This is a genomic window from Pedobacter sp. 22163, assembly GCF_052045595.1.
Lineage (GTDB): Bacteria > Bacteroidota > Bacteroidia > Sphingobacteriales > Sphingobacteriaceae > Pedobacter.
Genome location: NZ_JBQEPM010000001.1, coordinates 763,671 through 782,025, shown reverse-complemented (window position 1 = coordinate 782,025; position 18,355 = coordinate 763,671). Strand labels below are relative to the sequence as shown.

Genomic DNA, 18,355 nt, shown 5'->3' with positions numbered 1-18,355 from the left:
TTGTTGCTTATGACAATCAATCTTTTTGATGATGCTTCTTGGATGTCACTGCGTCCGCTTACGTTTACCAGGCCTGTGGCCGATTTACGCATTGGTATTTTAACCATTGCAGAGAAATGGGCGAAATATTTAAAGGCCGATTTTGGCTTTCATACCCAAGATTACCTCTCTATAAAATTTGCCCCAAAACCCAATGCCGATTTATTGATAAACGGTTCTGTTTGTCCGGATGAAGCTTTGCTAAACGCCGTAGATAAACTTAAAGCAGGTGAAGTGCTTTACAAAAGAGATGTCATTATTGCATATATCGCAGATCAGCACGATTTAGAATCGGTTAAATCGCTAAAGCCGGTAGAGTACACAGGTGACTTCATACAGATTGTTTATCCAGAACATATTTTTGGTAATAATCCCGTCGAGATCAGAAAAGATTTTAAATTGTTAACCGAAGGGCGTAGCTCAGCGAAGATAAGCAATACGAACCAGCTGCTCGGTGATGATATTTTTCTGGAGGAAGGTGCAAAAGCCGAATGCAGCGTTTTTAATACTACTTACGGACCAATTTATATCGGTAAGAATGCCGAGGTTTGGGAAGGTTCTTTAATCAGGGGATCCTTTGCGCTTTGTGATCACTCGTCTATAAAAATGGGAGCCAAAATATATTCAGGTACTACCATAGGTCCGAATAGCCGTGCAGGAGGTGAAATTAACAATTCGGTAATCTGGGGCAATTCCGCTAAAGGTCACGAAGGTTATTTGGGCAATTCGGTAATGGGAGAGTGGTGCAATATAGGTGCCGATACCAATAATTCGAATTTAAAAAATAACTATGCCGAAGTAAAACTCTACGATTACGAAAGCAAAAAAATGCGTAATACTAGCCTGCAGTTTTGTGGTTTAATTATGGCCGATCATGCTAAATCGGGTATCAATACCATGTTTAACACCGGTAGTGTGGTTGGTATTGGAGCCAATGTTTTTGGTGCGGGCTTCCCTCCAAACCATATTCCCGATTTTAGTTGGGGAGGCGCCAGCGGTTTTGATCCCTATAAACTCAATAAAATGTTCGAAACAACCCAAAAGGTATTTGCCCGAAAAAATATAGTTTTCGATGAGGTAGAAAAAGATATCATTACTAAAGTATTTGAATTAACTGAATCGTATAGACGATTTTAATATAAAATCCGATCTGGAAAGATCAACCAAGCATTAAATAATACAAAATGAGAAAAAAGATTGTTGCCGGTAACTGGAAAATGAACTTAGATTATAACGAAGGTGTTTCGTTATTCAGCGAAATCGTAAATATGGTTAAAGATGAGCGCAAAGGCGATCAGCTGGCTATTATTTGCTCACCGTTTATTCACTTAAACAGCTTGGCAAAATTGGGTGGTAACGATGTTAAAATTGGCGCTCAAAATATTAGTGATAAAGAAAGTGGTGCATATACAGGCGAAACATCAGCTAAAATGGTGAAATCTGTTGGTGCAGAATACGTTATTTTAGGTCACTCAGAACGTAGACAATATTTCGCTGAAAGCGACGCTTTATTAGCTGAAAAAACTAAAGTTGCTTTGGCAAATGGTTTAACACCAATCTTCTGTATTGGTGAAACTTTAGACGAGCGTAACAACGGCAGTTATTATGAAGTATTAAAAAAACAGTTGGTAGAAGGCATTTTTAGTTTAGCTGAAGAAGACTTCAAAAAATTGGTTATTGCTTACGAGCCAGTGTGGGCTATCGGCACAGGTTTAACGGCTTCTCCAGAGCAAGCGCAAGATATTCATGCTTTTATCCGCAGTGAAATTCAAGCTAACTATGGTTTTAATGTGGCTGATGATACAACCATTTTATATGGTGGTAGCTGTAACCCAGGCAACGCGGCAAGTTTATTTTCTCAGAACGATATTGATGGTGGCCTAATTGGTGGTGCATCGTTAAAATCACGCGATTTTACAGATATTATTAAAGCATTAAATAGCTAAATGCAATACACAAAAGCAATATTTACATTCAAAAGTATCGAAGATTATCAACAGGATCTGCTTATTAGCGATCTTGCCGATTTAGGCTTCGATACTTTCGAAGATAGTGAGGGTGGTTTTACAGCTTTCGTAATCAAAGACAACTTTAACGAGCAGGAATTAAAAGACCTCCTGGAAAATTATAGCGAAGAATTCGCAACAGCATATATTTTAGAAGATGTTGCCGACGAAAACTGGAATGCCGAATGGGAGAAAAATTTTAGTCCGCTGATTATTGATGATGTATGTTATGTTAGGGCAACCTTTCATGAGCCTCAGCCATCATATCCATACGAGATCGTAATCGATCCTAAAATGGCTTTTGGTACTGGTCATCATCAAACGACCACAATGGTAATGCAGTATATTTTAGCTGCTGATTTAAAGGATAAAAATATCCTGGATATGGGCTGCGGTACCGGGATTTTGGCCATTCTGGCTGCAAAACTGGGTGCTAAAAGCTTAATGGCCATCGATTATGATGATATCTGTTACGAAAGTACCATAGAAAATGCTGCACTTAACCAGGTAGATAATCTAAAAGCACTTTGCGGTAGCAAAGAGGTAATTCCTAACGATGAATACGATGTTATTTTTGCCAATATCAATAGAAATATACTTCTGGATCAGATTCACCGTTATGCCGAGGTATTGAAAGCTGGAGGCAAAATTTTCTTCAGTGGATTTTATTTAGATCCTGATTTAGGAATGATTACCGCTGAATGTGCTAAATACGGCATCAAATATGTCGATCATAAACAAAATGGCGATTGGGTTGCGGCTCAGTTTGAGAAAAAATAATGATTGAATGTTGAATGAGAAAATGATTGAGTTTTACACAATACCCATTCTCTCATTCAACCCTTCTCTCTTTCAATAATTAACTTATATGCGCATACATTTTATTGCGATTGGTGGAAGTGCAATGCACAATCTGGCCATCGCCTTACATAAAAAAGGGTATCAAATTTCGGGATCTGATGATGTGATTTTCGAGCCTGCAAAATCACGTTTAGATAAATACGGACTATTACCGGCTGAAATGGGTTGGGATGAAAACCGTATTTCAAACGATCTGGATGCGGTTATTTTGGGTATGCATGCGCGCATCGACAACCCCGAGTTGTTGAAAGCACAACAATTGGGCGTTAAAATCTATTCTTATCCTGAATATATTTACGAGCAAAGCAAAAATAAATTACGCGTAGTAATCGGTGGCAGTCATGGTAAAACAACCATTACCAGTATGATTTTGCATGTGCTGAATTATTATAAACGCGATTTCGATTATTTGGTAGGTGCGCAACTGGCCGGCTTCGAAACGATGGTAAAGGTTACCGAAGAAGCGCCTGTAATGATTATTGAAGGAGATGAGTATTTATCTTCACCGATCGATAGAAGACCTAAATTTCATCTTTACAAGGCAAATGTGGCTGTAATCAGTGGTATTGCATGGGATCATATCAATGTTTTTCCAACCTACGCCGATTATACTTCGCAGTTTGATAGATTTATCGATACGATTGAGGATAATGGAACTTTAATTTATTGTGAAGCAGATGCTGATTTAAATGAAATTGTAACACAATCGAAAGCCAATGTTTCAAAAATTGCTTATGCCATTCCTGCGCATGAGATTAGAAACGGAATAACTTATCTGCTTCCAGAAGAAACAGCTTTAAAGATTTTTGGCGATCACAACCTGATGAACCTGAATGCAGCTAAGTTGGTGTGCAAACAATTGGAAATCAGTGAAGCCGAGTTTGATGCAGCTATTTCTTCTTTTACCGGTGCAGCTAAACGTTTAGAAGTCATCTCAGCTGATGAATCAACCAGCGTTTACAAAGATTTTGCGCATTCGCCATCAAAGTTAAAAGCCACTATTGATGCGGTTAAAGGACAGTTTGCCAACCGAAAACTGGTTGCTTGTATCGAATTGCATACTTTCAGTAGCTTGAACAAAGATTTCCTGAAAGAATATACAGGTGCGATGGATAAAGCCGATGAGGCAATCGTATTTATTGATATTAAATCTTTCGAACAAAAACGGATGGAGCCTTTTTCTGAAGACGATGTTCAGCAGGCTTTTGCTAATGCAAAACTGAAGTTTTTTAATGATGCAACTAAGTTAAAAGCTTATTTACTGAGCTTGAATTATAAAAACGCTAATCTACTCCTGATGAGCTCTGGTAATTACGCAGGTTTCGATCTGCCTGAACTAGCGGCTTCTTTAGAGAGATAGATATGAGACGTGAGATATTAGATATGAGACGGATCAGATTCTAATATCTCACGTCTAATATCTCAAATCTAAAAAAAAAGAATGAAAAGCATTGGAGATCACATCAAACAAAGCAGGTTGGCCTTAGGCTTAAGTCAGGCGGATGCCGCTAAAAAACTTAATATTTCTACTCCGGCCTTTTGTAAAATAGAGACAGGTCAAACCGATCTCAATATTTCCCGCTTACTCCAGATTTCTAAAAATTTTAAAGTTCCGGTAATACAGCTGATTGCTGGAAAATCAGAAGAATTTAATTCATCTGAAGAATTAACTGCGCTTAAAAAAGAACTGATAGAAAAAGAAGAAGAGATTAATAAACTTCGTAAAAAGGTTATCGATCTGTATGATAAGCTAGGAATATAAAATACGGTTTATATATTGTTTGACCGACTAATTATCATTATAAAATTGTATTAAAGAATAAAATTCATTTTATTTTAAAATATTTTGAATTTTATTCTTGAAATTTATAATTTTATAGAATGGTAATCGAAAACAATTTTAGTTTGGATCATATCGATCTGGCTATACTCAGACTTATGCAGGATAATGCCCGGATCTCGAATGTAGATTTAGCGAAAGCATTAGATCTAGTTCCTTCAGCTGTGTTGGAGCGGGTAAAGAAATTGGAGAAGAAGAATGTAATTACCCAATATAATGCCCGGATAAATCCTGTTGCGCTCGATTTAAAATTACTAGCCTTTATTTCAATGAAATCATCTCAAAGTTTGGGCTGTAGTGATACTGCAAACGAACTGGCAAAGATACCCGATGTACAGGAAGTACACGTCATTGCCGGAGATGATTGCTTTCTGATTAAAGTGAGAACAGCAGATTCTGCCTCATTAATGGCTTTACTGAGGGATGAATTTAGTAAGATTCCGAATATTTTATCGGTTAAAACCACGATTGTGCTGGAGACTGTGAAAGAGCAACAAAAATTAGTAATTCCTGAAAAATAAGCACATGGCAAATTTAAATAAAACAGCATCTCCGGTAATGGTTTACCTTGCATTTGCTATCGTTTACATTGTTTGGGGTTCTACCTACTTTTTTATCCAGAAAGCATTGGCTGGTTTCCCGCCTTTTATTTTAGGCGCATTCCGTTTTTCTATTGCGGGAGTGCTGATGTTAACCTGGTGCAAGATTAAAGGAGAAGATATTTTTAACCTAAGGACCATCAAAATTGCAACTGTAAGCGGTATTTTAATGTTAGGCTTGGGTAATGGAATCGTAATTTGGGTTGAGCAGTTTATTCCGAGTGGTTTAGTAGCCATTATGGTAGCTTCGGCAGCGATCTGGTTTGTGATTTTAGATAAATCGCATTGGAAAGAAAATCTTAGCAATAAATATATTATATCGGGTTTGGTAATCGGCTTTTTGGGCGTAGTGCTCTTATTCGGTGATCAGATTGTACAGGCACTTGATAAACCGCAAAGCAACTTGCAGATTATAGGTATGGTATTACTTGTTTTTGGACCAATAGCCTGGGCTGGAGGATCGCTTTATTCGAAATATCACCCCACTACCGGCAGTTCGGTTTCTGTTAACACCGGTTGGCAGATGTTGATGGCCAGTTTGGCTTTTTTACCTGGAGGTTTTTTGAAATCAGAATTTAAATTGTTGGATTGGGGGAATATTCCACTTGATGCCTGGTTATCTATTGTTTACCTTATCTTGTTTGGATCAATTGCCGCGTTTAGTGCTTATGTGTGGTTGTTAAAGGTGCGCCCGGCTACGCAGGTAAGTACCTATGCTTATGTAAACCCGGTTGTGGCAGTTTTACTGAGTTTAACTTTTACCAACGAAGTAATCGGCCTTACCCAGATTATTGGTTTGGTGATTATTTTGGGAAGTGTGCTCTTGATTAATCTGCCGAAATATAAAAGTGCGTAGATTATTATAGTGGAATCGTCATTTCGAATGTAGTGCAACGGAATGGAGAAATCTTTAAGTGCTTCTTCAAGATTTCTCCATTTCGCTACCGATGAAACCTGTGAAACAAGCAAGCATACCATTAGTAAATAAAAACAGATGCTTAATCGGTAAGCTACAGTCGAAATGACGATATTATCGGTTAAAATATCTTACGCATGGTAAGGTGTTTTTTACCAAAGGTAGCGCCAGTAGCTTTATGTATGGCAATCATTTGTTCGTTAAAATCGCCTACCCAACTCAATTCAAGCTCTTTGTACTGGTTTTTAGGAAGTACGTATTCGCCTAAGCGGATAAAAAGAACCGATTCCAAGCCATGTTTTTGGAACTTAGGTTTGGTGCCCATTACAATTGCCCTCATACGGGTAACTCCCACCCAACGACGGTAGGCGAACTTTAATTTTTCTATTAAGCCCAATTTACCATCAAAACCTTTTATCATCTGGTTCGCATCAGGAATCAATACTACAAAAGACGCTGGTTCGCCATTAAAGTAGGCAAACTGGATCAAATGTTCATCCATGATGGGTTCCATACTTTTAAAGCTTTCTTCGAGCGTTTCTTTTTTAATAGGCACAAAGTTTTCAAAATCCTGCCAGCCATCATTGTAGATTTCCATTAAATCATTAATGTATTTGCTCGAATTGGCCTTGCTGAAATATTCGAAAGTATAACCTGGTTTATTTCTTACCCAGTTGGCAATTTTTGTAAAACGTTCGGGGAAGGGAATAGTTAGGTTAATATGGTTGGTTAATTGTTCGTATTCGGTAACAAAGCCATATTTCTCGAAAAATTTCTGATAGTATGGAAAGTTATAGTTCATGCCGAAAGAAGGAGGGGTAAAGCCCTCAACCAATAGGCCCCAGAAGCTATCGTTTTCACCAAAATTAATCGGTCCGTCCATTGCCTGCATTCCGTTTTCGGTTAACCAGTTTTTGGCTGTATCGAATAAAAGAAAGGCAGCTTTTTCATCATCAATACATTCAAAGAAACCCATGCCACCGGTTGGTTGGTCGTAGTGGTAGGCTTTTTTCTCATTAATAAAAGCAGCTACACGGCCAATCAGTTTTCCTGCATCATTTTTTAAAACCCAGCGTGTACATTTTCCATGTGCAAAAAAGGTGTTTTTTTCTGGGTTAAAAACATTCTCAACCTCACTATCCAACGGACAGATCCAGTTTTTGTCGTTTTTATATAGGATTTTGGGTGTGTTTATAAAGTCTTTTTTTAATGATGAATTGCTTACTGGTATAACTTGCATGGGCAGATTTTAAAATTAAAAAGCATCCTACCAAGCGGGCGGATGCTTTTTCAAATATATGTTTTTTAAATGTTAATAGTCGTCGTCGTCATCGTCGAAATTATCGAAGTTGTCAAGATCATCTAATGGCATATCAAAATCATCATCGTCATCATCTTGAGGCTTCTTTTTCGTTGTTTGAATATCGTCATCTTCAAGATCATCATCTTCGTCTACCTGTTTCTTGGTAGTCGGCTTAGTTGGTAGTTTCTTTGGCGCTTTCATAACACAAAAATAAAAATTGCTTTTATAGTTTAAAAATACAAAAAAACTTTTTTTAATAACAATCTGGAAGCAAAGAAATTAATTTATTTATTCCACATTTTCTCCAACAGTATTTTCCTCTTTTACGATGTCTTTTAACTGAGGAAGCTGGTTTAGGTTATTTAAACCAAAATAATCCATAAATAATGTGCTTGTGCTATACAGAATAGGCCTGCCGGGCGTTTCTGCTTTTCCATCGATACTGATCAGTTCTTTTTCCAGCAGACGTTGCACTGAATAATCTGAATTTACTCCCCTGATCTGTTCGATTTCCAATTTGGTTATCGGTTGGCGGTAGGCAATAATGGCAAGCGTTTCCATCGCGGCCTGACTTAATTTTTTCTTCGAGCGGTGTAACTGAAGTTGATTAACCGTTTCATGGTAATCTTTTTTGGTGAGAAACTGGTAACCATTGTTTAAGAATACCAATTCGATGGCAAAATCATCATGGCTATATTTTTCTTTAATCTGCTCTATGCTTTCGAATACCTGTGTTTCGGTAAATTCTTCGTTAAAAACGGCATTTAGGGCAAGTATAATTTCTTGTGTACCTATGCTTTGGCTGGAAGAAAATACGAGGGCTTCGATGTGCCTGGTGATGTTGTGATTGGGCATATACAAAAATAGAATTTTTGGGCATAAAAAAAGCGGTCTCGCTTTTAAAAAACAAGACCGCTTTCAACACACAAATGAAACCTGAATTAAGATATAGTTTTAGGTTAGGTTATTAAATATCTATATCAATTCTCTAAGAACGTCTTTGATAAACACTATCGTTTATTTCTAACACAAGTTTAAGGCTAAACAGGGTTCGATCAAGATTCTATTTAGTGAGTGGTATTAATAATTGAGTAAACGGTAAATTTTCTATTTTAACGGTATAGAAATCGATACTGTTGTGCCATTTGTGGTATTCTGCCTAACGTTTAAGTGTATAGGTTTTGCTCCAATCTGACCTAAAAGGTGCAATCTTTCTTTGGTTAACTGCATTCCTTTACTAATGTGTGTTTCCTTTTTATCCTTTAAAGAGTTGTCAATTCCGATCCCATCATCAATAATTTCGATGTTAAGATAGAATTCATCTTTCAGTTTAATGTTAATCTGGATTTCGCCACCTGTTTCTTTTGGCATAATGCCATGCCATATTGCGTTTTCTACGTAAGGTTGCAACAACATAGATGGGATAAAGGTTTCTTCTTTATCAATTTCTTCATCAATATTAAAAATGTATTTTAATTTATCGCCGAAACGGTTCTTCTCTAGTTTCAAATAAAGATTTAAGTATTCTAGTTCTTCTTCTAAAGAGATGTAGCTTTTTGTACAGATCTCCAGGTTCTTTCTGATCAATCTGGCAAAGCCCGTTAAAACCTTATTTGCTGAAGCTGTATTTTGCGTATTGATATAATGCTGAATCGAATTCATCACATTGAAAACAAAATGGGGATTCATCATCGCCTGTAAGGCTTGTTGCTCGAGCATCAGCACTTTGTTTTTTAACAACAATTGTTCTTGCTCTTTATCTTTTTGCTTACGGGTAATATAAACAGCCACTTTATAAAAGATATAGGCTACCAGCAATATCAAAATAGATAAAAACCATAAGCTTTGCCAAAAATGCTTTTTTATGGTAAAAGCGATTTTTGCAGATTCACCCCAATTACCATTTTGGCTTTTGGCACTTACCTCAAATATGTAATCGCCTGATTGTAATGAAGAAAAATCTAACCGCCTTGTCCTGGTTTCTACCCAAGCTGAATTTTCATTTAAACGGTAACGATAAGTGATGTCACTCGTGGTAAAATCGACTGCACTAAAGGTAAATAGGATGGTATTGTTACCAGTTTCGAAAGTAAAATTACCTTGATCAACCGGCAAACGCTCGTTATCTTTAATAATAGATGTAACGTAAACCTTAGGAAGATTCTTAATTATGTTTTTATTGTTGTACTTAAATAGGATCAGGCCTTTGTTTGTTGCAAAATAGGCGGTGCTATCATCAATAAACAAGCTGTTAATGTCATCACTCAAAAGATCCTTACCATAGTCGAAATTGGTCACAGTGAATTGATTAGGATAATCGGCTATTTTGTTGACACCTTTGTTTGTTAATACCCATATTTCGTTATTTTTTACAAATATTTTGGTACAGATATTATTGGTTAGGCCTTCTTTTTGGGTAATCTGTCGGGTAATCTGCCTGTTCTTATAAAAAATTAAACCGTAACCATCTGTTGCCAAAATCAAAGTGCCGTCTGCAAGCTGCTGAATATCGTTTATCCTTTTGGTAAGCAGGGGATGATTTTCGTAATGTTTAATTAATTTCCCTTTCGAAAATTGAGACAGACCATTAATATTCGAAAACCACAAATTCCCTTCACGGTCATAAAAAACGTGATAAGATCTGTCTTTAAAAAAATCTTCTTTTTCGCGGTACTTTGCGGCATTAAACTCAAATTTGTTTCTTCTGTCCGATAAAAAAACAACACCCGATGAAAGGGCCAGAGCCAGGTGGTCGTTATTCTTGCCAATGCTAAAATGTTTGATTACAAACATGGAATTGTTCGATTCCTTTAAATACTTTACTTCATTCCTGCTGTTATAGATGTTTTTAAAAACACCCATTCCATAATCGGATGCAAAATAGATAGATTGATCTTTTGGGTCGAAAGTAACCTGTTTAATAGTTTTGTACTTCTTGAAATCGTCTAAACCAATTTCATCTACCTGGTAATTATTGATGGTTAACACATCGATTACGGCATCATCTGTACCCAGCCACAGTCGGTTTTTTCCGTCTTTGGTAATGCTTTTAATTACATTGCTGCTCAGGCCTGATTCGGCATCAATAATAGATAAACGGTTATTTGCATTAGGAAGCATGTAGATGCCCTGATTGGTGGCAAACCACATGTTTTGGTTGTTGTCTTTAATTACTTGATTAACAGATATATCCTGTAAATACTGGACTGTTTTTCCGCTTTTATCAAGAACAAATGCACCATTGGCATTTGATAACCAAACCTCTTTGGTTGTAACATCGTAATAAAAATATCCCGACATGTTCTTGATCAGATTCTGAGGAATAGGTATGAGATCGTTGATACCTCCATGTCTATATTGTTTTAAACCGCCAGCATCCAGATAAAATAAAGATCTGTGCGTAGAATTAACAGCAGTCATATAGGAGAGTGGCTGTACTTTTGATTTGATCATGGAAAAAGTTTTTCCATCAAATTTCTGAACACTTAAATCGCTATAAGCAAATATGTTACCTTGCTCATCTTCGTGTATAAAGGCATTGATAAATTTATCAATTGGATTAGGCGAAATGTACTTTTTGATCGTTTTTCCATCCCAGCAAACAATGAGATTAGCATTGGTTCCGAGCCAAATCCGGCCAATTTTATCTACTAAAAAGGAAACAATTACTGTATTAAAGTTTAGCTTTTTAAGCAATTCATCATTATCCTGGTTGTAAAACTTCCCTTCTTTTAAGTAGCTGAGCTGGCCGTTTAAGGCAAAAAACCACAAGCGGCCCTCTTTGTCTTCTTTCATCTGAAGGATCTGGGTATCGGGCAGTCCATCTTCGATCGTAAAATTCTGGAAATTTGTACCATCAAAACGGCTCAATCCATTATCCGTTGCAATCCAGATAAAGCCTTTTTTATCCTGTAAAATGTAATAACAGTTATTGCTGGCCAGCCCATTTTTGGTATTATAATGGGGAAGGTAAGTGGTTTGCGCAAGCAGGGTTTTGGGAGCGCCAAATATAATAAGCCCGAATAAAAGAGCAATAAAAGAGCGGCCGAAGTTTAACTTCAGGATTGCTTTTTCAGCAAATAATAGCACTTTTTTGCCTAGTTTAATGATCACTGTTTGCCTTGGTAAATAATTTTATTTTTTCAAAAAAATCGCTTGCTCTTCTTCTAGAAATATTAATACTTTCTCCATTTTTTAAGAAAACCTGAAGTCCGTTTTTAGAATTATACTCTTTTAAATGGTTAAGGTTGATAATGCTCGATTTATGGATCCGTACAAATTGGTCGCCCGGTAAAAGCTCCTCAAATTCCCGTAAAACTTTCGAAACCGTTATTTTATCGTGGTTATTTAAGTGTACAATAGAGTAATTGCTATCTGCTTCGATATAAATGACATCATCGATATCAATCATTTTAAAACCCTGGCCATAGGGAAGGGTAAGTTTCCTGATTTCTGACCGTGAACTTAAACTCGAAGCCAGATTGTTGATTCTTTCATCATTCCCGTTCTGGCTTTTAAAAAGCTTAATGTGTTGGAAAACCTTATCTACAGCTATTTTAAGCTCATCAATATCAATTGGCTTTAATAAATAATCGAGTGCGTTGGCCTTAATTGCTTTCAGCGCATATTGATCATAAGCGGTAGTGAATATAACTGCTGCATTATGCTTTTGGGCATCAGGAATCAATTCGAAGCCATTCCCTCCGGGCATTGCTATGTCCAGAAATATTAAATCAATAGGATGGTGTGCCAGAATATCTTTTGCCTCCGCTACAGATCTTGCAATACCGGTAATTTCTACCTGTGGACAGTTCTGTTGCAGTAAAAAAAACAATGATGACCGGGCAAACTCCTCATCATCAACAATAATGGCTTTTAATGTTGTCATAACTATAGGTTGGTGAATGTATTAAAATGCGCTTATAAAAAAAAATGCAAATCAAAAAAACCAGTGTTCTGATTGTCACGTATGTATCATCAAACGAATTCAAAACCACTAAACATAGATTACTATGAAACACAATGAACTAGAAACAAAAAATGAACTTCAGGAAAAAAGTTTATTTGACAAAACTGTAGGCAGAAGATCTTTCCTTCAGTATGCAGGTGCAGGTGCTGCCGGTATTGCTTTAGTAGCTGCGGGTTGTAAAAAAGATCGCGGTTACGAAAACCCAACAATGGATGGGGGTGTTACGCTAGATTTTAAAGATGATTTCGGTGTATTAAATTATGCCTATGCATTAGAACAATTAGAGGCTGCATTTTATATTAAAGTTGCTTCTGCACCACCTGCAAGTTTTACAGCTGCTCAAAAAGCGTATTTTCAGGATATTCAGTTTCATGAAATTGCACACAGAGAGTTCTTTAAAAAAGCTTTAAGTACTGCAGCAATTCCAGGTTTAGAAGTTGATTTTTCTAAAATAGATTTTACAAGTGCTACCAGTGTGTTAAATACGGCAATGACATTTGAGGATTTAGGTGTTGCGGCTTATAATGGTGCAGGTAAAAGAATTAAAGATCCGGGTTATTTATTGTTGGCAGGTAAGATCGTTTCGGTAGAAGCACGTCATGCATCTTACGTCAGAGATTTGATTAAACCAGGTTCATTTTCTGATTTATCAACCCTTACGGCTTTTGGTGCTGATGTTGCTGGTGCTTTAGATGGTGCGTTAACACCTGATAAGGTTTTGCCTTTAGCGCAGCCATTCATCAAAACAAAAATCTCAGCAATCAATCTTTAAACCTTAAAACTAAAAATCATGAATATCTTAAATATATTAGAAGAAATTGAAAAAGTTGATGGCGAAATCTATGAAAGATTAAGTCCGCGTAGAGCCGCAATGAAAAGTTTTTTCAGCGTCGGTAAGAAACTTTCTCTTGCTGCAATGCCTTTGGCTTTAGGTTCGATGTTTCAAAAAGCTTACGGACAAACAGCACCTGCAAGTGTTACAGATGTATTAAACTTTGCCTTGGCATTAGAATATTTAGAGTGGAACTTTTACAACCACGCATTAGTGGCTACACCTTCTCTAGTTCCTGATGCTAATGGTGCTAAAGCAGCTATAACGGTAATCCGCGACCACGAACGTGCTCACGTAAATTTATTAAAAGGTGCATTGAATATCGCCTCTCCAACTGATCCAGCTACCGATGGTTATAAATATGCAAATTTCCAGTTCGAAGCGGTATTGGCTGATGTATTTACCAACTATCAGAGTTTCTTAAAAGTAGGTACCGCCTTAGAAGACACAGGGGTTAGGGCATATAAAGGACAGGCAGGTGTGTTAAAAGGAACAGATGTATTAACAACAGCTTTACGTATTCATGCCGTAGAAGCACGCCATGCTGCACATTTACGTGCAATGACAGCAGCATCTTTAGGTGTTAATTTAAAACCTTGGATTTCTTACGCTGCCAATGGTAACGATACTGGTATTTCTCTTGTAGATGCAAACTATGCCGGAGAGCAAAATACTATGCAGGCTGGTATTGAAATTAATGGTTTAGGCGGCGCATCGCAAACTCAGGCTGCAGAAAGTTTTGATGAAGCATTAGATGGAGTCGCAGTTAAAAAACTTGCTAACGCGTTTATTAAAGACGGTTTTAAATTAACATAGACAAAAAAATATTTACATTATTAATTAGGTAATGTTTAGTTTAAGGTAGGGAGGTAGAACTTGGTTTTACTTCCCTTTATTATTAAGATTATTAAGATGATAGGATTTTAAGATCAATGCATATAATAGAATATATTTCCATCTTACATATTCCATCTCTAGTACGTGATCACCTGTTCTTCCAAATGCTCAGGTAAATCCCTGTAATTGTATTTTTGTCCGCGTAACTGAGGCTCGAAGCCTGCTGCTTTAATAGATTGCTGGATACCATTCGCGGTAAAGCGGTGTGGTGCACCAGCAGCCGATACTACATTTTCTTCGATCATAATAGATCCAAAATCATTTGCGCCTGCATGTAAGCAAAGCTGTGCGGTTGCTTTACCAACTGTTAACCAACTGGCCTGAATGTTTTTAATATTAGGCAACATAATACGGCTCAAGGCAATCATCCGGATATATTCATCAGCTGTTACATTGTTGCTTATGCCGCGGAGTCTTTTTAATAAAGTTCCGTCATCCTGGAAAGGCCAGGGAATAAAGGCCAGGAATCCGTTTGCATCAGCAGGTTTTTCGCTCTGCACCTGACGGATCCATACCAAATGTTCAAAACGCTCTTCAATGGTTTCTACGTGTCCAAACATCATGGTTGCTGATGTGGTAATATCTAATTGATGGCATGCACGCATTACATCAAGCCATTCCTGTCCACCGCATTTCCCTTTTGAAATTAAACGCCTTACGCGGTCATTTAAAATTTCTGCACCTGCACCAGGCAAAGAATCCATTCCTGCTTCTTTCAAAGCTTTTAACACCTCAGTGTGCGTCATTCCTTCCAGCTTTGCCACATGTGCAATTTCCGGTGGGCCTAAAGCGTGCAATTTTAAATCAGGATATAATTCTTTTAGTTTTTTGAAAAGATCCGCATAAAAGGCTAAACCTAAATCCGGGTGGTGACCGCCCTGCAATAATAACTGATCTCCACCTAAACGGAAAGTTTCTTCAATTTTTACCTTATAGGTTTCGATATCAGTAATATAACTTTCATCGTGTCCAGGCCTGCGGAAGAAATTACAGAATTTACAGTTGGCAATACAAACGTTGGTCGTATTTACATTACGGTCGATCTGCCAGGTTACTTTGCCACTGGGCACCTGAATTTTCCTTAATTCATTCGCTACAAACATCAATGATGCCGTATCGGCATGATGGTATAAATGTACTCCTTCTTCAAGGCTTAAAAAATCGAAATGTAATGCCCGTTGCAGTAAATCGGCTGTATTCATACTACAAAGATAAGGAAAAGGGAGGGAAGGTTCAGTGGCTAAGGTTTAAGGTTTGTCAAAAAAAAATACGGTAAGCGTTAGGCGATTGGCGAATAGCGAGAAATTGCCATCATCTATTTCCGTCTTACATCATGGAACATTCATTTCTATCTTAAATTGTCCCTCATTTGCCATTTTACATTCTCCATCATTTTCCATCGTCCAATTTCCCTTAAAACAATATCTTTACGGTTCTAAAAATTAATATGGTAGATTTTAATCGTTTTACACTTGCCAATGGTTTAAAAGTTTTGGTGCATGAAGATGCGACAACGCCAATGGCAGTTTTAAATATTTTATATGATGTTGGCGCCCGTGACGAGGACCCTGAAAAAACCGGTTTTGCGCATTTATTTGAGCATTTAATGTTTGGCGGATCGGTAAATATTCCAAATTACGATGAGCCTTTGCAGCGCGTAGGCGGTGAGAACAATGCTTTTACAAGCAATGATATTACTAATTATTACATCACGCTGCCTGCAGAAAACATAGAAACGGCATTTTGGTTGGAAAGCGACCGCATGCTGAGCCTGGCTTTTTCGGAAAAGAGTTTAGATACGCAAAGAAATGTGGTGAGTGAGGAGTTTAAACAACGTTATCTTAACCAGCCTTATGGCGATGTTTGGCTAAAGTTGCGTCCGCTGGCTTATAAAAAGCATTCTTACCGCTGGGCAACTATCGGGAAAGAGCTTTCGCATATCGAAAACGCGACAATGGACGATGTAAAGGCATTTTTCAAAAAACATTATACACCACAAAATGCAATTTTGGTTGTGGGCGGAAATGTGAAAACCGAAGACGTGAGAAAACTGGCTGAAAAATGGTTCGAACCGATTCCAGCAGGAGAGAAGTACAACCGTGATTTAGTTCAGGAAGAACCTCAAACAGAAGCGAGACAAGAAACCGTAAAGGCAAATGTGCCTTTAAATGCAATATATATGGCTTTTAAAATGCCCGGACGGTTAAATCAGGATTATTATGCCTTTGATTTATTATCTGATATTTTATCACGGGGGCAGTCTTCGCGCTTGTACAATAGCTTGTTGAAGGAACAGAAACTTTTTAGCGATATCAATGCCTACATCTCGAGCAGTTTAGATCCGGGTTTGTTTATTATTGAAGGTAAACTGGTAGGAGGAGTAACAACCGAAACTGCAGAAAAAGCAATCTGGGCTGAACTGAATAAATTAAAAGCCGAACTGGTTTCTGATAACGAATTAACCAAGGTAAAAAATAAGGTAGAATCTGTACTTGTTTTTTCTGAAATGAGTTTATTGGATAAAGCGATGAACCTGGCTTATTATGAGCTTTTAGGCGATGCTGCTTTACTAAACCAGGAAACTGAAGAATTTTTAAAGGTTAAAGCAGAAGATATTAAACGGATCTCTAACGAAACTTTCCAATCAAATTCATCATCAACTTTATATTATTTAACTGAAGAAAATGCTTAACAGACAACAGGCGCCTGATTTTAAGCAGGTATCAACAATAAATTTTATCCATCCAGAAAAAAAAGAATTGGATAACGGTGTACCCGTTTTTACAATCTATTCCGGGGAACAAGATCTGGTGCGTATCGAATTTATTTTTGAAAACGTAAACTGGAAGCTCGAAAAACCATTACAGGCTATTGCGGTAAGCGCATTGATCAATAATGGAACAAATAAATTATCGGCGAAAGAAATAGCCGAACAAATTGATTTTTATGGTGCATTTTTTCAAACAGAATATGCCCAGGATCAATCTTCGGTTACGTTATACACTTTAAATAAGCATTTACACTCGGTACTGCCGATTGTGAAGGATGTTTTATCAGAAAGCCAGTTTCCACAGCATGAACTCGATATCTACATTCAAAACCAAAAGCAAAAGCTACAGGTAAACCTGAAGAAAAACGATGTTCTTTCGAGAAAAGAATTTGCACAGGCTTTATTTGGCGATACAGCTTATGGAGTAAACATAAAAGCAGCGCATTACGATGCATTGAAGCGCGAAGATTTAATTGAATATTTTAAAGCTGCCTACGCGCCAAATAATTGTACCATAATCGTTTCGGGTAAGTTTGATGATGCCAGTTTTAACTTGCTGAACAATGCTTTTGGACAAGATTGGGAAAAAAGTAATGCGGTAAAGAACAGTTTCAATTTCACGAAAACAGAAAAGCAGTTTGTTTATATGGAAAAACCAGAAGCTTTACAGTCTGCGATCAGAATTGGTCAGTTGGCCATTAACCGTAAACATGAAGATTTTTCTGGTCTTCAGATTTTAAATACCATTTTAGGTGGATACTTTGGCTCGCGTTTAATGAATAACATCCGTGAAGATAAAGGCTACACTTATGGTATTGGTTCCGGGATTTCTTCGCTACAACAGGCTGGTTATCTTTTTATTGCTACTGAAGTTGGTGCCGATGTTTGTTCGGCTGCATTAACTGAGATTTACAAAGAGATAGAGATATTGAAAAACGAACTGGTAGGGGAAGAAGAGCTGGATCTTGTTCGAAATTATATGTTGGGTTCGATGTTGGGCAGTTTGGAAAATGTATTCTCACACGCCGATAAATTCAAGAACATTTATTTCGCAGGGTTGGATTACGATTACTATACCAAGTATATAGAGAAGGTTAAAACCATTACTCCCGAAGAATTACTTGTCTTAGCGAACAAATACCTTACTACTGAGCGTTTTACCGAGGTTGTAATCGGGAAGAAATAAATTTTGTTAGATCAATTAAAAGAGTCTATGTCAGAATCTGTCACGTTGAGCCTGTCGAAACGCCTAAACATATTTGGGATCCTTCGACAGGCTCTCCGTAGGAGTCCTTTGGACAGGATGACAATTCTACATTAATG

17 protein-coding genes are annotated in these 18,355 nt (G+C 37.3%); 11 read left to right on the top strand and 6 right to left on the bottom strand.

Translation table 11 applies throughout. From position 1 onward, the window contains the following. Nucleotides 1-9 precede the first annotated feature (9 nt). The 7 genes from ACTJKN_RS03295 (at nt 10) to ACTJKN_RS03265 (ending at nt 6,201) form a co-directional block, all read left to right on the top strand. On the top strand, nt 10-1,176 hold the full coding sequence (locus ACTJKN_RS03295; RefSeq protein ID WP_440822638.1) for a putative sugar nucleotidyl transferase: 1,167 nt from the start codon (nt 10-12) through the stop codon (nt 1,174-1,176). Between the two features lie 47 nt (nt 1,177-1,223). Then, the gene (tpiA, locus tag ACTJKN_RS03290; protein WP_440822637.1) at nt 1,224-1,985 is read left to right on the top strand and encodes a triose-phosphate isomerase; all 762 of its coding nucleotides are present in this window, start codon (nt 1,224-1,226) and stop codon (nt 1,983-1,985) included. Next, the gene (prmA, locus tag ACTJKN_RS03285) at nt 1,986-2,825 is read left to right on the top strand and encodes a 50S ribosomal protein L11 methyltransferase (protein ID WP_440822636.1); all 840 of its coding nucleotides are present in this window, start codon (nt 1,986-1,988) and stop codon (nt 2,823-2,825) included. A gap of 88 nt (nt 2,826-2,913) precedes the next feature. Then, nucleotides 2,914-4,266, top strand: a complete 1,353-nt coding sequence (locus ACTJKN_RS03280) for a UDP-N-acetylmuramate--L-alanine ligase (RefSeq protein WP_440822634.1) — start codon at nt 2,914-2,916, stop codon at nt 4,264-4,266. A gap of 81 nt (nt 4,267-4,347) precedes the next feature. Then, nucleotides 4,348-4,668, top strand: a complete 321-nt coding sequence (locus ACTJKN_RS03275; RefSeq protein ID WP_440822632.1) for a helix-turn-helix domain-containing protein — start codon at nt 4,348-4,350, stop codon at nt 4,666-4,668. Nucleotides 4,669-4,787: 119 nt separating this feature from the next. Then, nucleotides 4,788-5,267, top strand: a complete 480-nt coding sequence (locus tag ACTJKN_RS03270) for an Lrp/AsnC family transcriptional regulator (RefSeq protein ID WP_057935227.1) — start codon at nt 4,788-4,790, stop codon at nt 5,265-5,267. Between the two features lie 4 nt (nt 5,268-5,271). Continuing rightward, nucleotides 5,272-6,201, top strand: a complete 930-nt coding sequence (locus ACTJKN_RS03265) for an EamA family transporter (protein ID WP_440822630.1) — start codon at nt 5,272-5,274, stop codon at nt 6,199-6,201. 181 nt (nt 6,202-6,382) lie between these two features. Here the strand turns inward: ACTJKN_RS03265 and ACTJKN_RS03260 are convergent, their stop codons facing one another. From ACTJKN_RS03260 to ACTJKN_RS03240, 5 genes are all read right to left on the bottom strand, one after another. Further along, entirely contained in the window at nt 6,383-7,501 is a 1,119-nt protein-coding gene (locus ACTJKN_RS03260) for a GNAT family N-acetyltransferase (protein ID WP_440822628.1), read from the bottom strand. A gap of 72 nt (nt 7,502-7,573) precedes the next feature. Then, nucleotides 7,574-7,765 (bottom strand): hypothetical protein, encoded by a 192-nt coding sequence (locus tag ACTJKN_RS03255; protein WP_057935224.1) that lies wholly within the window; start codon nt 7,763-7,765, stop codon nt 7,574-7,576. Nucleotides 7,766-7,852: 87 nt separating this feature from the next. After that, entirely contained in the window at nt 7,853-8,419 is a 567-nt protein-coding gene (gene scpB, locus ACTJKN_RS03250; protein WP_116251891.1) for an SMC-Scp complex subunit ScpB, read from the bottom strand. A 252-nt stretch (nt 8,420-8,671) separates the two neighbouring features. Next, on the bottom strand, nt 8,672-11,677 hold the full coding sequence (locus ACTJKN_RS03245) for a ligand-binding sensor domain-containing protein (RefSeq protein WP_440822625.1): 3,006 nt from the start codon (nt 11,675-11,677) through the stop codon (nt 8,672-8,674). Then, a complete protein-coding gene (locus tag ACTJKN_RS03240; protein WP_440822623.1) occupies nt 11,667-12,452 on the bottom strand; it encodes a LytR/AlgR family response regulator transcription factor in 786 nt (261 codons plus the stop codon). Before ACTJKN_RS03240 ends, ACTJKN_RS03245 begins: the two co-directional genes overlap by 11 nt. Nucleotides 12,453-12,576: 124 nt before the next feature. On the opposite strand from ACTJKN_RS03240, the gene ACTJKN_RS03235 reads away from it, so the two are divergent. After that, entirely contained in the window at nt 12,577-13,305 is a 729-nt protein-coding gene (locus tag ACTJKN_RS03235) for a ferritin-like domain-containing protein (RefSeq protein WP_440822621.1), read from the top strand. Nucleotides 13,306-13,323: 18 nt separating this feature from the next. Then, a complete protein-coding gene (locus ACTJKN_RS03230; RefSeq protein WP_440822620.1) occupies nt 13,324-14,181 on the top strand; it encodes a ferritin-like domain-containing protein in 858 nt (285 codons plus the stop codon). A 158-nt stretch (nt 14,182-14,339) separates the two neighbouring features. On the opposite strand, the gene ACTJKN_RS03225 is transcribed toward ACTJKN_RS03230, so the two are convergent. Next, nucleotides 14,340-15,464: a CofH family radical SAM protein gene (locus ACTJKN_RS03225; RefSeq protein ID WP_116251886.1), complete on the bottom strand. Its 1,125-nt coding sequence runs from the start codon at nt 15,462-15,464 to the stop codon at nt 14,340-14,342. A gap of 245 nt (nt 15,465-15,709) precedes the next feature. Here ACTJKN_RS03225 and ACTJKN_RS03220 point away from each other — a divergent pair, with 245 nt between their 5' ends. Together ACTJKN_RS03220 and ACTJKN_RS03215 are read left to right on the top strand one after the other, a co-directional pair. Then, the gene (locus tag ACTJKN_RS03220; RefSeq protein ID WP_440822617.1) at nt 15,710-16,954 is read left to right on the top strand and encodes a M16 family metallopeptidase; all 1,245 of its coding nucleotides are present in this window, start codon (nt 15,710-15,712) and stop codon (nt 16,952-16,954) included. Next, nucleotides 16,947-18,218 carry a M16 family metallopeptidase gene (locus ACTJKN_RS03215; protein WP_440822615.1) on the top strand — a complete coding sequence of 424 codons (1,272 nt, stop codon included), beginning with the start codon at nt 16,947-16,949 and terminating at the stop codon, nt 18,216-18,218. The genes ACTJKN_RS03220 and ACTJKN_RS03215 overlap by 8 nt, the downstream gene beginning before the upstream one ends. Nucleotides 18,219-18,355: the final 137 nt, after the last annotated feature.

Coding starts and splice junctions, on each gene's coding strand:
- ACTJKN_RS03295 (WP_440822638.1), top strand. CDS start 10: ATGACAATCAATCTTTTTGATGATGCTTCTTGGATGTCACTGCGTCCG.
- tpiA (WP_440822637.1), top strand. CDS start 1,224: ATGAGAAAAAAGATTGTTGCCGGTAACTGGAAAATGAACTTAGATTAT.
- prmA (WP_440822636.1), top strand. CDS start 1,986: ATGCAATACACAAAAGCAATATTTACATTCAAAAGTATCGAAGATTAT.
- ACTJKN_RS03280 (WP_440822634.1), top strand. CDS start 2,914: ATGCGCATACATTTTATTGCGATTGGTGGAAGTGCAATGCACAATCTG.
- ACTJKN_RS03275 (WP_440822632.1), top strand. CDS start 4,348: ATGAAAAGCATTGGAGATCACATCAAACAAAGCAGGTTGGCCTTAGGC.
- ACTJKN_RS03270 (WP_057935227.1), top strand. CDS start 4,788: ATGGTAATCGAAAACAATTTTAGTTTGGATCATATCGATCTGGCTATA.
- ACTJKN_RS03265 (WP_440822630.1), top strand. CDS start 5,272: ATGGCAAATTTAAATAAAACAGCATCTCCGGTAATGGTTTACCTTGCA.
- ACTJKN_RS03260 (WP_440822628.1), bottom strand. CDS start 7,501: ATGCAAGTTATACCAGTAAGCAATTCATCATTAAAAAAAGACTTTATA.
- ACTJKN_RS03255 (WP_057935224.1), bottom strand. CDS start 7,765: ATGAAAGCGCCAAAGAAACTACCAACTAAGCCGACTACCAAGAAACAG.
- scpB (WP_116251891.1), bottom strand. CDS start 8,419: ATGCCCAATCACAACATCACCAGGCACATCGAAGCCCTCGTATTTTCT.
- ACTJKN_RS03240 (WP_440822623.1), bottom strand. CDS start 12,452: ATGACAACATTAAAAGCCATTATTGTTGATGATGAGGAGTTTGCCCGG.
- ACTJKN_RS03235 (WP_440822621.1), top strand. CDS start 12,577: ATGAAACACAATGAACTAGAAACAAAAAATGAACTTCAGGAAAAAAGT.
- ACTJKN_RS03230 (WP_440822620.1), top strand. CDS start 13,324: ATGAATATCTTAAATATATTAGAAGAAATTGAAAAAGTTGATGGCGAA.
- ACTJKN_RS03225 (WP_116251886.1), bottom strand. CDS start 15,464: ATGAATACAGCCGATTTACTGCAACGGGCATTACATTTCGATTTTTTA.
- ACTJKN_RS03220 (WP_440822617.1), top strand. CDS start 15,710: ATGGTAGATTTTAATCGTTTTACACTTGCCAATGGTTTAAAAGTTTTG.
- ACTJKN_RS03215 (WP_440822615.1), top strand. CDS start 16,947: ATGCTTAACAGACAACAGGCGCCTGATTTTAAGCAGGTATCAACAATA.